At 46.8% G+C, this 13,245-nt stretch carries 10 protein-coding genes; 6 read left to right on the top strand and 4 right to left on the bottom strand.

Translation table 11 applies throughout. The features are described 5' to 3' along the window. Positions 1–60 precede the first annotated feature (60 nt). From MKY99_RS25760 to MKY99_RS25750, 3 genes are read left to right on the top strand one after another with little or no spacing between them, the layout of a single operon-like run. Positions 61–1,515: a hypothetical protein gene (locus tag MKY99_RS25760; protein WP_339267095.1), complete on the top strand. Its 1,455-nt coding sequence runs from the start codon at positions 61–63 to the stop codon at positions 1,513–1,515. Then, a complete protein-coding gene (locus MKY99_RS25755; protein ID WP_339267093.1) occupies positions 1,512–2,714 on the top strand; it encodes a hypothetical protein in 1,203 nt (400 codons plus the stop codon). The genes MKY99_RS25760 and MKY99_RS25755 overlap by 4 nt, the downstream gene beginning before the upstream one ends. Beyond that, positions 2,711–3,442: a glycosyltransferase gene (locus MKY99_RS25750; RefSeq protein WP_149645025.1), complete on the top strand. Its 732-nt coding sequence runs from the start codon at positions 2,711–2,713 to the stop codon at positions 3,440–3,442. The genes MKY99_RS25755 and MKY99_RS25750 overlap by 4 nt, the downstream gene beginning before the upstream one ends. A gap of 26 nt (positions 3,443–3,468) precedes the next feature. Here MKY99_RS25750 and MKY99_RS25745 read toward each other — a convergent pair whose 3' ends face one another. The 4 genes from MKY99_RS25745 to MKY99_RS25730 all read right to left on the bottom strand — a co-directional run bounded on the left by MKY99_RS25745 (position 3,469) and on the right by MKY99_RS25730 (position 10,666). Beyond that, on the bottom strand, positions 3,469–5,418 hold the full coding sequence (locus MKY99_RS25745; protein ID WP_339267088.1) for a glycosyltransferase: 1,950 nt from the start codon (positions 5,416–5,418) through the stop codon (positions 3,469–3,471). Between the two features lie 14 nt (positions 5,419–5,432). Continuing rightward, positions 5,433–6,854 carry a glycosyltransferase gene (locus tag MKY99_RS25740; protein ID WP_339267086.1) on the bottom strand — a complete coding sequence of 474 codons (1,422 nt, stop codon included), beginning with the start codon at positions 6,852–6,854 and terminating at the stop codon, positions 5,433–5,435. Further along, on the bottom strand, positions 6,851–8,893 hold the full coding sequence (locus tag MKY99_RS25735; RefSeq protein ID WP_339267084.1) for a glycosyltransferase: 2,043 nt from the start codon (positions 8,891–8,893) through the stop codon (positions 6,851–6,853). The genes MKY99_RS25740 and MKY99_RS25735 overlap by 4 nt, the downstream gene beginning before the upstream one ends. Positions 8,894–9,046: 153 nt before the next feature. Continuing rightward, complete coding sequence (locus MKY99_RS25730; protein WP_339267082.1) at positions 9,047–10,666, bottom strand: DUF6385 domain-containing protein; 1,620 nt, start codon at positions 10,664–10,666, stop codon at positions 9,047–9,049. 481 nt (positions 10,667–11,147) lie between these two features. Between MKY99_RS25730 and MKY99_RS25725 the strand changes: the two genes are divergently transcribed. From MKY99_RS25725 to MKY99_RS25715, 3 genes are all read left to right on the top strand, one after another. Next, positions 11,148–11,684, top strand: a complete 537-nt coding sequence (locus MKY99_RS25725; RefSeq protein ID WP_042191654.1) for a hypothetical protein — start codon at positions 11,148–11,150, stop codon at positions 11,682–11,684. An 18-nt stretch (positions 11,685–11,702) separates the two neighbouring features. Next, positions 11,703–12,284 (top strand): hypothetical protein, encoded by a 582-nt coding sequence (locus tag MKY99_RS25720; protein ID WP_339267080.1) that lies wholly within the window; start codon positions 11,703–11,705, stop codon positions 12,282–12,284. 118 nt (positions 12,285–12,402) lie between these two features. Continuing rightward, positions 12,403–13,101, top strand: coding sequence for an alpha/beta fold hydrolase (locus MKY99_RS25715; RefSeq protein ID WP_081383011.1), 699 nt, complete (start codon positions 12,403–12,405; stop codon positions 13,099–13,101). Positions 13,102–13,245: the final 144 nt, after the last annotated feature.

The raw sequence follows: 13,245 nt of genomic DNA, 5'->3' as shown, positions 1-13,245 counted from the left end.
TGCTTAACCGCTCATAGACTATAGGTAGAGTTGCTTTAAATAAATGGAGCGTGAGTCCAAATGTCACATGAATCGCTGAATATGGAACGCTTGGCAGGGAGATATGGTTTTCTTGAACGTGCCGGACTTTTACCCTTGCCAAGTGAAGATGGGATTTCTATTGTAGTTGAGCTTAGCCGTATGGAATGTGCCAGGGTCTGTTTACCCCTGCTGCTGCGCCACTCAGGAGTGGCTGTGCGCATTATTGCTGTTTCAATGACGCCCGATTTCCCCATGGAGGTATTAGCAAGACAGTTCTCGCCAGAGGAACCAGTGCTCTTCCTACCCTATGAGAAGGAGGAGTATATGCCCAACCTAGCTCTGGCCCATATCGAGACCACCTTTGCTGTTCTGCTTGAAGATTCGATTATGGTATCGCCTGGCTGGTTAAGCGAGTTAATGTGGGCTTCCTTTGATGATGCTTCCGTTAGAGTCATTGCTCCGCGTTCTTCTACCGAGAGAGGGGAAGGGAAGAAACGGCTTCACTTTGGTACTCATCATGAATTAGCTGAGCATGTAAGCTACAGTCTTGGGCGGTATCAAGGCGAATGGCGCGAGGTGGAAGTGCTAACCGGATCTTGTCTTCTATTCACTAAGGAATTGATTCAGCGAATTGGCGGCTTTGACACCTCGCTTCAAGCGCGGCATCTCATGATAGCTGACTGGTGTCTCCGAGCGCGGCAGATTGGAGCGAAACTGGCACTGAGTGAAGCTGTGTATGTTCATGCTATCCAGTCACTGGATAGATACCTGAGAACGAAGGACGAATCCAAACAGACGAATGGCTGGCAGACATACTACAAGAAATGGGCACTTGAAAGCGGGATAGAGAACGAAGGACTTTTAGTACCGCCTACTGAATTCTTAAAATTTCCACAGCCGGTTATACCATTGGGCAGGATACCCTTAGCTTCTCCGTTGGTAACGGCCATAGTGTATTGTGATGAAGCTTGGGATTGTGATGAGCTGAAGGAGCAATGGATAGCTGCACGCGAGCAGCAGAGCTACAAGTATATTCGCTGGATTTGGATCAGAGATACTTTGCTGGACGCTGCTCCTGGGTTTCCGGTTAGCGAACATGATGTAGTGATAACGGTTCATGGTGAGGATGTATGGCTACGGGCGTTAAAGAACGCATCTGCATTATATGAGAGTGAGATCATTCTGTATTTGTCCACTTCTATCCAATATGAGAAACATTATATTGAGCGGGTGGTGAAGGCCATAACCCAAGGCTCCGCTGATCTGATCGTAAGTTTATCGACTGAAATGGAGGAAGCGGGGGTTCATTTACTTGAAGGGGGAGATTCAGCGCTCACGCTACCTCTTGAACGTGTTGCTTACAAAGGAGGGATCGTGCCTGGGATGATTAGCAATAGGAAGCTTACTTCCCGTCAATTGCTGCTTCACCCTAATGCTTCTCTGGTAATAGGCTATATTGGGGATTTGTCCGATTCCAAGGAGGCACACCCATGAAATATTTAATTCTAAGCGGAGGTTCTTGGGAGGACTACGAATATAAAAGATTGCTAGAGCTTCTTCCCGACCGGGAAGGGGTCTGCTTTGCTGGACGAATGACCAGTGAGCAGCAGACTAACAATCAGATTAGGGCAGTTGCGGCTGCAGATATTTATTCTTTGAACATGAAGCAATACACGATTCTTGTCTCTTCTCCTTATTGGCTCTCAGAGGTTCTCTCCTTGCAGGCAGCTTATGTAGTGGCTCTGCTAGAACGTTGTCCGGAAGAAGAAAAGAAGTGGTTATGGGATAAATATAGCGGTTTGCTTGGCGCAAAGGCTGATCTTGTAGCCACCCGATCTGAACGGATATATCTAGAGCAGAGCTTACGCAGGGAAGGTGTGCTCTATCTCGGCGGAGATCAGCAGGAATCCTATGGAGCTACCTTTCAGGGAGATCGGCTGTATTTTCTTACGGATTATGAGGTACTGTGGAGGAAGGCCATAGTGAACTTGTGGCAGGATTCAACGATATCACCTGCTGATTGGGTTACTATACAGCTTGAGTTGCGGGCGGACTATTACATTTCCATGTGTGCTAAGCTGCCCAGTCAACCTGTTGTACATTACTTGGCAGCTTCCTATCTGTACTTGTTGGGGGATTCCGTAGCAAACCGCTATCTGGCGCAATCCTTTGAGCTCATGGTGCTGTATGAATATTTAGATTGCCTTCATTCACATTTTCGCTTTTTTTCGGCTATAGAGGGTAAGACTGGGGATTTGGAAACAGCTGTTCAACAATATACGATTACGGCATTTACAGCTGAGGAGAAGCGGGATGCGGAGAGGCTGCGGGGCTGGCTTCACTCCGGGCAGTACGAGCTTGTCCGGGCAGAGCTGTTTCGCTTGAATGAGGATGAAGCTGCGGCAGTACGGATTCTGAGTTCGCTCACTACCTCAGAGGCGAAGCTGTTATTGATTCAGAATTATATTCGGACCTTCCAATGGGAAAAAGCGCTAGAGCTTCAGCAAGATTTGGAGGGAAGTGTAGATGGGGTTATAGAAGGCACAATACACTTGCTACATGGCAGACGGCATGAGGCTATACGCAGCTTCTTGAATGCGGCAGGGCAAGACAATCAGGCGTGGCCGCTTTTATCAGAGATGGCAGATCTAGAAGAGGCGGTAAAACGATTGAAAAGGAGAGTGGAGGGATGAGTAGTCATAGATGGCCTCTCCGCAAAACAGCAGGTAACCGCTTGACCGCTATGATGCAGGTTCGAAACGAAGCTGGAAGGTATCTGGAGCAGGTACTTGAAGAACTGAGTGAGTTTGTGGATGATATTGTAGTTGTTGATGATGGAAGTACAGATCATACGGCACAGTTATGTCGTTCTTTTGCCAAGGTTACGAAGCTTGTGACACTGGAGACCTCCTTGTTTAATCGGGAGTGGGAGCTAAGGCAGATATTATGGGATTTGGCGGTATCTACGAATCCGGATTGGCTCCTGTCTGTAGACGCTGATGAGTTCTATGAAGAGGCAGCTAAACGGGAGATGAGACGGCTGATTGATCAGGATGTGTATGACTGGGTATCTTTCCGGCTATTTGATTTCTGGGGGGGCACCACCCATTATCGTGAAGATGAACATTGGAATATCCATACGAAGCATACTCGTACACTTGTCCGATATTTGCCGAATTTTCATTATTTCTTCCCGAAAATGGATCATCATGTTCCTAGGCTGCCGCTTTCTTACTCTGTATTGCCGGGTTTTCTTGCCGAACTGCGGGTGAAGCATTATGGATGGGCGGTTCCCCCGGAAGAGCTTCGACTTAAATACTCACGTTATATGGAGCTTGATCCAGAGGGGCGCTGGGGGAGTCTGGAGCAGTACCAGTCCATTCTAGATGAGCAGCCCCATTTGATCGAATGGAAAGAATAGCTCTGAAATCCGAATCTGCCAGTCGGTTAGGTCTGACTGGCAGATCTGACGAGCAGCCCCCATGGGATTTGACCTGAGGAAATCCCATGGGGATAAGCTTTTGCCGCGAGTATGAGCTTGTAGTATGAGAGACCGACTGCAGCGGTAGTTCCCCCGATTCTGCGCAAAGCCATTTCATCTGATTGAGCGATCTTTGGAGTTTCCCCACAGGAGCAAGCTATTGCCACATATAATAGCCATTCGGCGCAGTCCGTCGAGGCATTATAATGAGGGGTTTGACTGAGATAGATGGAACACCACTGTTTCTTTACGGGGATAGGAGCCTCAAGCAATCCATAGTATAAGGGCTGCGGCAGCTTGCACCACTGGAATAAAGAGCCCTCTGATTGTCGATAAAGCGATAATACACTATCCCAAGCACCGACCTGAAGCAGTAATTGCATAGCGTAGCTCAGATCAGGAAGAGCAGGCTTAATGTCAGAACGGCTTGTTATGATATGATGAATTGTTAGCATCCCCGGTCTGTATGGCGATATGGAGATAAGCCACTTCATGGCTGATTCAGTATCTCCAGCACGGCAAGACAAAGCCCAGAGATAACCGAGTATAGATGAATGTTCGGAAAGAACAGATGGATTATGAAGCAGCTGCTCAAGCGGTGCGAGAGTGTGTGCCCCCTCTTGCTGCTGAGTACAAGCAAGGAAAGCCTGCACAATGGTTTGAACGGCTAGCGGTAGCTGCGAGGCAAAAGAGAGAGTGACCAGCCATTCAAAGTCACGAGCATTGAGCGCCGCAGGCACAAGATAGCCTAAGGTAATTGGTGAGAGAGCGTGGATATGGCAGCGGGTCAATACGATCATACTTAACCTCTCTCCGGATAGCAGGCTTAGTGGGACAAGCTGTTTCCACGCATCCGTATAATCTGGTTTGAATTGTATAGCAGCCTCGTAGTGTTCCCGCGCGTTTGGATATAGAAATAACTTCTCGCATACTCTGCCCGCTAGTAGTTCTGTTCGATACGTTCCACTTCCCGAAGAAGATGGATATGGATGTGCTGTATCTCCGCTCTTCAGTGCTTGCTGCAAGAAGTGTCTAGCTTGTCTAAGCTGTCCTTGTTCGAGCAACAAAGCAGCATAGCCCTCTAATAAATCAGTGAAATCAGGAAACAATAAGCTCCCCGCATGAAAGACTTCCTCAGATTCCTGCTGCCTGTTACATCGTTGTAAGGCATAGGCAGTCTTTAGATAAATATCGGAGGCATACCCGGATTGGGTTGGAACATCAGCGAGTAATGGAAGAAGTACATCTGCCGCTGCATGATATTGTTCCTGTTGATAATGCTCTACCCCTAGTGCATAACGAAGGATGAGATGGTTCGGTTGAAGCTGCAGACCTCTATTGATGAGAGCTAAATTGCGCTGGTATTTATTTTTGTGCTGTAGTTCATCCTCTAAATAACCGTAGTGATAAATACGCAATTCAGCGTAAGCAATTTCCCCCGCAGGAAGCTCCCAAATGCTGCTGGCCGTCTCCTCATGAATGATTCCACGAAAGATGATTCTTTCATCGTTTCTGAACAAGCGGCAGACATGATCGGTAACAAAATCCGCTTTAGGGGCGTCACCGATATAGTGGATAATGGGTAGCCAATATCCATGAATATGCGTTGCGTCCAGCAGGTGCTGGAGCTGCTCCCTCCTCCAATGATCTACAGCCTCATCGGCATCAAGTACTAGAATCCAAGGGGAAGTTGCATGCTTCAGGCTTAGATTTCGTGCTTTCGAGAAATCATTCTCCCAAGTCATATCGATGATCTTTGCACCGAACTTAGTTGCTATGTCTATGCTATTATCCTCAGACCCGGTATCCACAATGATGATTTCTGATACGATTCCTTGCACAGAGGACAGGCATTTCTCCAGGTGGTTCGCCTCATTCTTAATGATCATACAAAGTGTGATATCGGGTGTGGTCATAGGAAACGTCCCTCCTATTCTGAAACTTTGGGAAGCGGAAGAGCTAGGCGTACTCTTTTGACCGCTGGTGAATAGGTAGCAGAAGAGGATAATGAAGCAAGCAGACGATCCGCTAACACAATCTGTGAACGCCCCTGCTCAGATGCTTGATTAAATGCCACTTCCATAGAAATGGGCTGCTGTGTGGCATTTATCAGCTGTGCGGCTGCTTCATTACATCCCTCACTCTGTAATAATTCTAGGAGAATCCTGTTCTTAGTCACTGTGTAGTCTGGCAGATGAGCGTGGAACCAACCGTAAATCTCACTCTCGCGACCTGCACATTTCAGGGCTCGTAGTAGCCGGGCAATGACGGGAGTCGGTTCGGGATGAAGCTGTGCGGTTTTGGTGTAACAAGCCATGGCTTCGGTCTCATCACCCATCTCTTCACATAATTGACCCAGCATATAATAGGTTAAATATGAACCGAATCCAGCCTCAGTATGGTAGCCGGGAGGAGCAGCTCCGATGACCAGCGCTTGTAGCAACGCTACTTTGGCTTCTGCAAAGGCACCTAATTGTAAGAGTAGAGCCCCTTTGATATGAGCTAAGTCTGGGTAATCCGGATGTGAGCTAATCCCACGGTCACAAGCTGCAAGCGCCCCAGGGTAATCTTTTAATTCTGCAAGCGAGCGAATTTCGTATTTGTGCAGCAGGTGGATGTAACTTGTATCAGGCGGTGCCTCTTCTAGTGATTGTTGGATATGTTTTAGAGCAGGTTGATACTCCCCCAAACGCATATACTCAACAGCCATGTTAAAATGGTGGAAAGGATCTTTAGGATTTAACCTTAGCTGCTCTTTCAGCAGCTCAACATTTCGTTTGATTTTATCTTTCTTGACGACTACCCCTTCTGCGTAACCATAATGATGGATGACTACAGTGGTCAAATGCATCGGTGCCTGGGGTGTAGCTGTTATGATAGCCTCAGCGATCTGTTCGTGAATAATACCGCTAAACCGGTACTTAGGGCGATTACGAAACATCCGAATAATCGGATTGACGGTGATCGTCTGTGAAGCGGGGGTTAGCCCTTTATGATTATGAATGCGTAGGAAAAATGCCTCGTACTCCATATGCTCGGCACATAGCAGTAATTCTCCCTTGCTCTCCTCACTTAATTCCTCATCTCCATCTAGAACAAGAATCCATTGTCCATGGGCCTGCTGGAGACCTGCGTTGCGGGCAGCAGCAAAGTCGCCGCTCCAAGGGTGTTGTATGATTTTGGCCCCGAAGCTTAGGGCAATTTGAACTGAAGCGTCGGTGGATCCAGTATCGACTACAATGATCTCATCGACGACTCCGCGTACGCTTTTTAAACATTGGCTCAAGCTATCTCCTTCGTTCTTAACGATCATGCATAAGGAAATTAGTGGCTTTCTTCTTGAGTGGTTCATAGGGATGACCTCCCTTCACTCTGACGGAAGCTCCACTGAGTGTGCCAAGGTGTACGATTCAGCAAGGTAATGGATTTACGGATAGCTCCGATATTCTCCTGCAATGGGCTATGAGCATGGGCATCCTTTAAACTTTGTAGAGCGTCTTCCATACTCAGCTTCGCTTGCTGAAGATAACAGAGGGATAAGCCGATCTTTGCGGATTCATGCTCTGGCTCTTGTTCCAGCGCTTGCTGAAACCATTCACTGGCTTCGGAATAATGCCCTTTGTCAAAGATCATCTCACCAATATAAAAAAGCACGCTTGCATCGGCGATCTTATCACGAACAAGTACAATAAATTCCTCTCCTGCGGCCTGCCAATTCCCTTCTTTATATAATGCTGTGGCAAATTCAGATCGATAAGCAGGGAACAGGTCCACTAAAGTATGACTAAGTGTGAGCTGATGCAGCTTTACGGATTGCCCGATGAGGTCGGAAAGGAATGAGGAATATAAGTGATCTACCTCTATTTCTACCGGACATGCCACTTGTTGGCGTTGGGATCGCTCAATGTATTCCAGTCCAGAACGAAGTTCACCTGATGTATGGTTGAGCAAGTCCTTTTTAAATTCTCCATATCGTTCCCATTGGCAAATGGCCCAAAGAGTATACCACTGCTTTTGATGCTCTAAACCAAGGTGATCTTGGGAAGCTAGTAAGGTCATCTGCCCTATAGCTGTACTCGCGTCTTCTAGCTTGCCGGTGATGATGAGTGATGAGATGATTCTATATGCAGTATCCAATTCCAATGGAAAAATATCTCGGGATAAGGTAGTTATGGTCTCATAAGCATTTATCTCATATAAACTGTCAATGATCGCGGATCTACTGATTGAGGTAGTTGGGGGAACGAGTTGGATCAGTAAAGTGGCGATTTCCTCATCGGGTACAGCTAATCGTTGAAAAGCAGCAGCAATCCCCTGCAAGGCGGGCGTATATAAAGAATGGTGTTGAAGTGCACGATGAAAAAATCTCGCAGCATCCTCAAGAAGACCAAGCCGCTGTGAGATTAAACCCATCCGGTATAGGGGGCGAAAGGTACTCATTCCTTGTTCACATACATATTTTCCGCTAAGCACCTCATGCTCAGGAATGGACTCTGCATGTTGATAAGCTAATAGCGCACGTTCCAAAAGGCCTTGGCTCTCCAAAGATTGCCCTAACAAAAAATGCAAATCAGGATAGTCGCCATAACGCTCCAGTTCAATCATCAGTAGGGGGTCAATCGCATTCATTTTTCCTTGAGCATGATAAATTTTACAGAGATCCCTAATCATCGTAGGACGATAGAAGGCTTCGAGTGCTACATGGTGAAGGCCTTGACGAAGCAACGTCTCAGCTTCCAGAAGACGACCGTCCTGACAGAAGTTTACTGCCAAATTATAGGAGTGGAAAGGATCATCCGGATATTCTGTTAAAGCGAGGAGCAGCAGGTGTCTATTTCGATTGATTTTATCTTTTCGTGTCATGATTTCAGGTAAATATCCAAAGTGTATAATCTCAAGTTGACTGTGCTCAATCGCCGAGAGTTTATGTTTGCTAAGGATTGAAGTGTCAATTCCCTCATGAATTCTTCCACTATATTGATAACCCTGTCCATTTCGGAATAAGCGGACTGCACTGTGTTTTACCCTATCTTCAGGTCGTTCGCCAACCCAGTTATCAATGTTTACAGTAAAAGCCTGAGCTTGTGTGTTCTGCAGAAGGCTGCGGAGTTCTGTCAGTGGGGTCTGCAAGCACTCATCGGCATCAAGGATAAGAATCCAATTTGTTGAGGCATGAACGAGCCCTTCATTACGAGCTGCCGCGAAATCGTCTGTCCATTCCCGTTGGAAGACTCTAGCCCCGTGCGCTTCGGCAATAGCTATGGATTCGTCGGTAGAGCCCGTATCGATCATCACAATTTCGTCAGCACCAGCTACGCTTGCGAGACAGTGAGGCAGGAGATCAGCTTCATCTTTTACGATGAGGTGGACGCCAAGCGTAATATTATTCACGGTTGTTCCTCCTTGAAAAGCATTATGTGTTTGTTGCACATATGTATAGCTGCTGACACAAGCATAAACGCTTTCGGCATCCTTATAGTTAAAGAAAAAGCACATGGATATCCATGTACTCTTTCTTGTTACAACATATGATGGTCATCTGGATTACGTGCCCTGAGCATTGAAACTTACATTGATCGTGGATGCAGAGCCTGAATTGGCTGATTGATAGGATAGGCGGGTATATTTCAGGAATCTGGCTGGCACTATGACATCGATAGAGCCTGCTGCTAAAGGATTATCTCCTGTGGTATCGACGAAATAGTTCGTTCCATCAGCACTGATTTCCACACGTGTGTTGACCGGATTTGCCCCAGTATTGTTAATGAAGAAGGAATACGTTCCCAGTACGCTCGTAGTAACGGCTGGTAGAGGTGTATAGGTATTAGCAGTCGCAATACCTGTAGTGGTCTGTTCTATAAAGCTGCGTTGTGAAATAGAAGTGACACTACTTAGAGTACCAGCTGTGATCGTAGCTCCGAGCACACTAGTGATGGTCCCGTTAAGGATGTTGGTGACTGTACCTGCGGAAGACAAAGTACCGGCAGTAATCGTAGCTCCGAGCACACTAGTGATGGTGCCGTTAAGAATGTTGGTGACTGTACCTGCGGAAGACAAAGTACCAGCTGTGATGGTGGCTCCTAGTACGCTGGTGATGGTGCCGTTTAAGATGTTGGTGACTGTACCTGCTGAGGACAAAGTACCAGCTGTGATGGTGGCTCCGAGTACGCTGGTGATAGTCCCGTTAAGGATGTTGGTGACTGTACCTGCGGAAGATAGAGTACCAGCTGTGATGGTAGCGCCGAGCACGTTAGTGATGGTGCCCTCAAGGATGTTAGTAATAGTACCTGCGGAGGACAAAGTACCCGCGGTGATCGTAGCGCCGAGCACGCTAGTAATGGTGCCGTTAAGGATGTTTGTAACTGTTCCGGCGGAGGATAACGTACCTGCTGTTATGGTTGCCCCAAGCACACTAGTGATTGTACCCGCAGTAATCGTAGCGCCGAGCACGCTGGTAATGGTGCCCTCAAGGATGTTAGTAATAGTACCTGCGGAGGACAAAGTACCGGCAGTAATTGTAGCGCCAAGCACACTAGTAATGGTGCCGTTAAGGATGTTTGTAATGGTACCTGCTGAGGACAAAGTACCCGCAGTAATGGTAGCGCCGAGCACGCTAGTAATAGTCCCGTCAAGGATATTAGTAATAGTACCTGCGGAGGACAAGGTACCGGCAGTAATTGTAGCGCCGAGCACGCTAGTAATGGTGCCGTTAAGGATGTTTGTAACTGTTCCTGCGGAGGACAAGGTACCGGCAGTAATCGTAGCGCCGAGCACGCTAGTAATGGTGCCGTTAAGGATGTTTGTAACTGTTCCTGCGGAGGACAAGGTACCGGCAGTAATCGTAGCACCAAGCACACTAGTAATGGTGCCGTTAAGGATGTTGGTAACTGTACCTGCGGAGGACAAAGTACCCGCAGTAATCGTAGCGCCGAGCACGCTAGTAATGGTGCCGTTAAGGATATTGGTAACTGTTCCTGCGGAGGACAAAGTACCGGCAGTAATTGTAGCGCCGAGCACGCTGGAAATTGTACCATCAAGAATAATCGTTGTTAGATTTCCGCTTGGATCTGTAGTGAGCGGATGATCAATCAGCGAGGCATCTCGGCCGAATATAAGCGTTCTTAGATTATCAGGATTCGCTTGAAAAGAGCTATAGTTAGGCAAAGTTCCTCGTCCTTTCCTTATAAATGATTGAGTTATACCAAAAGACTGGGCTTGGACGTATACACATTCTTGCTTGCCAATACCCTTTGAATGTAGCGTGGAGGCGGAGACTAACAGGGTGATCTCCCTGATTCTTAATGTGTAAGAGATCATCGTTTTAGCTCTGCTTTTTTTGTTTTATTTTGCTGCGCTTTTTAAGCTCCAGGCCGTTATGGATTTCATTCTCTTCCTACGGGCTTTCTGGAACTCAATCCATGAAAAGGCCCAAACCGTCGTTTGAGCCCTGAGCCTAAAAATAAACCGCAGTCCAATAAGCCGCAAACCGATAGGGACAATCCTTAGCCATTCGAATGGTGTGATATTAATATATGGTGGGAAATAGGGGGTGATTGGGCAGAAAAAGTAATATACGCACATTCCCACAACCAGTTACTGAGTGTGGCATAAAATAGAATAAGCTTAAGTACGGGGAGGATAACTCATGCCGAACGACTCAGTATTCAATCAAAGTAGCCAGCCACTTTTTACAGAACAAGTCAATACGTATGTTGCACCTGGTATAGATTCAGCTCCTGAGGGGGGAGCAGCTAAGGCGGGGTTATTGTTTGGAATCCCATTTACTTCTACGGTAACGACGGCTGCCCCGTTAGTTATTCAGATTAGTAATCCGGGAGGAAGCGGGCGTACCTTATATGTATCCCGTGTTACTGCCAGCTCAGCGACGGCGGCGGTTACTTTATCACTACTTCGGAATGCTACGGTCACCGGAACTACCGTCACACCGATTAATTATAATTTTGGCAGTGCGTTAACCAGTGTTATGACAGCAAGAACCTCGACGGCTGCGCCTACTGGAGGTCCGGCTACTCTAGTATCTCTATTGCTGGCGGTCGGTCCGGTCATTGTTGATTTTACAGGACAAATCGTTGTTCCTCCCGGAAATTCCATCACTACCTCCGTAACGATTGCATCGGGGTCATCAGCGGCGACAACGTCTATCAGCTGGTGGGAATATTAGAAACAGGAGGGGATAAATATGCCTAATCAATTTGTATTTAACGACAACGATCAACCGCTTTATGTGGATATGGTGAACACCTTCCAAGCGCCAGATATTAGCGCGCCGCCTGAAATAAGCGCTTCGCAGGCTGCAGTCTTGTATTCAACTAACACATCTGCGTCTAGTTTGGTCGTACTTAGTCTAATCTCCGCAATCGCTTCTATTCGGATTAGTAATGCTTCAGGCAGTGGAAAAACTGTTTATATCTCACGTATAAGCGGCAGTATTGGCGGTTCTTCTCTACTATCCGCAATGTCGGGTAGCTTTACAATTGTAAAAGGAGGGACGCTAACTTCACCAGCAACCTTAACGCCAACGAATAATAATTTGGGCAGCTCGGCGACGAGTGCGATGACCGTTCAGTCTTCCACAGCAGCCATTAGCGGGGGAACGACGCTTTTCAATTATCAATTGGCACCGGGGGCTTTCACACAGAACTTTACGGGCAGCATCATTGTCCCGCCTGGGACTGCTATTTGTGCTAACGTAATCTCATCCAGCTCCGCCGTAGGTTTAACGATTACCTCAGCGTTGGGTCTTCTTTGGTGGGAACAATAGCGTTCTTGCTGCGAACCATTCACAGAGCTGAACCTTGACATCACTTGGGTTGAGGTTTTACATAAAAGGGTGGAATGTATAGAAAATAAAGGGGATTGGCATTATACAATAAAGTTGCATGTCAGATTGGAATGTGAAAAGAGGGACAATTATGGAAAGTTGTTTATTTATTCATGGCTTTACCGGAGGTGAGCATGAGATCTCTCCCTTGTCCCAGTTTATGGAGCAGCATAATTACCGTTCCAGAACGTTTACCCTGAAAGGGCATGGGGGGAGCAGGAATGATTTATTGCATTCGGATCGACATGATTGGCAACAGAGTGCTGAAGATGAATTGACAGAGCTGTTAAAGACGGATGAAGGCGTTCATCTGATCGGCTTTTCTACCGGTGCCCTTATTGCTTCACATCTTTCTGTACGGTATAAACCCTGGATCAAATCCCTTACTTTATTGTCCACTCCCGTATTTCCGCTGAATCCTGTGGAGATTCTTAAGACTCTTGGGAGCTTTTCCATGCTAAAAACGTATATTAATAAATTCACTTCAACGCCCCCAAGGGCGACGAGAGAGTTTCAACGATTGGTCCGGGAGAGTTTTTCAATCTATCCGCATATTGAGACTCCAACCTTGATCGTGCAGGGTAAGCGAGATCATCTGGTGAAGACTCGAAGCGCTGACTTTCTGCAGCATACGATTCCTACAGCCCAAAAACAGGTGATAATGGTGGATAACAGTGGTCATATGGTTTGTCATTGTGAAGATAAGGACCGGATTATGAATGAAGTACTGCATTTTATTCAGAGTGTAGGAAGCTAAGCATATAAGGTGAATAATGAACCCCAAAGAGCCCCCAATAAGGAGGCTCTTTTTCTTGGGAATTTTAAATTTTATAGCTTGACAACGCATTCACAATCATGGTAATTTTTAGTTGGGAAACCGGTTTCCCTAAAATTATTTGTT

The organism is Paenibacillus sp. FSL R5-0470, from assembly GCF_037975205.1.
Lineage (GTDB): Bacteria > Bacillota > Bacilli > Paenibacillales > Paenibacillaceae > Paenibacillus_AQ.
The sequence above is the reverse complement of the archived record's forward strand: the minus strand, read 5'-3'. Positions and strand labels throughout refer to the sequence as shown.

Bases quoted from the DNA above. Each gene is read 5' to 3' on its own strand.
- MKY99_RS25715 (WP_081383011.1), top strand. From the start codon at position 12,403: ATGTCAGATTGGAATGTGAAAAGAGGGACAATTATGGAAAGTTGTTTA.
- MKY99_RS25750 (WP_149645025.1), top strand. From the start codon at position 2,711: ATGAGTAGTCATAGATGGCCTCTCCGCAAAACAGCAGGTAACCGCTTG.
- MKY99_RS25755 (WP_339267093.1), top strand. From the start codon at position 1,512: ATGAAATATTTAATTCTAAGCGGAGGTTCTTGGGAGGACTACGAATAT.
- MKY99_RS25760 (WP_339267095.1), top strand. From the start codon at position 61: ATGTCACATGAATCGCTGAATATGGAACGCTTGGCAGGGAGATATGGT.
- MKY99_RS25745 (WP_339267088.1), bottom strand. From the start codon at position 5,418: ATGACCACACCCGATATCACACTTTGTATGATCATTAAGAATGAGGCG.
- MKY99_RS25725 (WP_042191654.1), top strand. From the start codon at position 11,148: ATGCCGAACGACTCAGTATTCAATCAAAGTAGCCAGCCACTTTTTACA.
- MKY99_RS25720 (WP_339267080.1), top strand. From the start codon at position 11,703: ATGCCTAATCAATTTGTATTTAACGACAACGATCAACCGCTTTATGTG.
- MKY99_RS25740 (WP_339267086.1), bottom strand. From the start codon at position 6,854: ATGAACCACTCAAGAAGAAAGCCACTAATTTCCTTATGCATGATCGTT.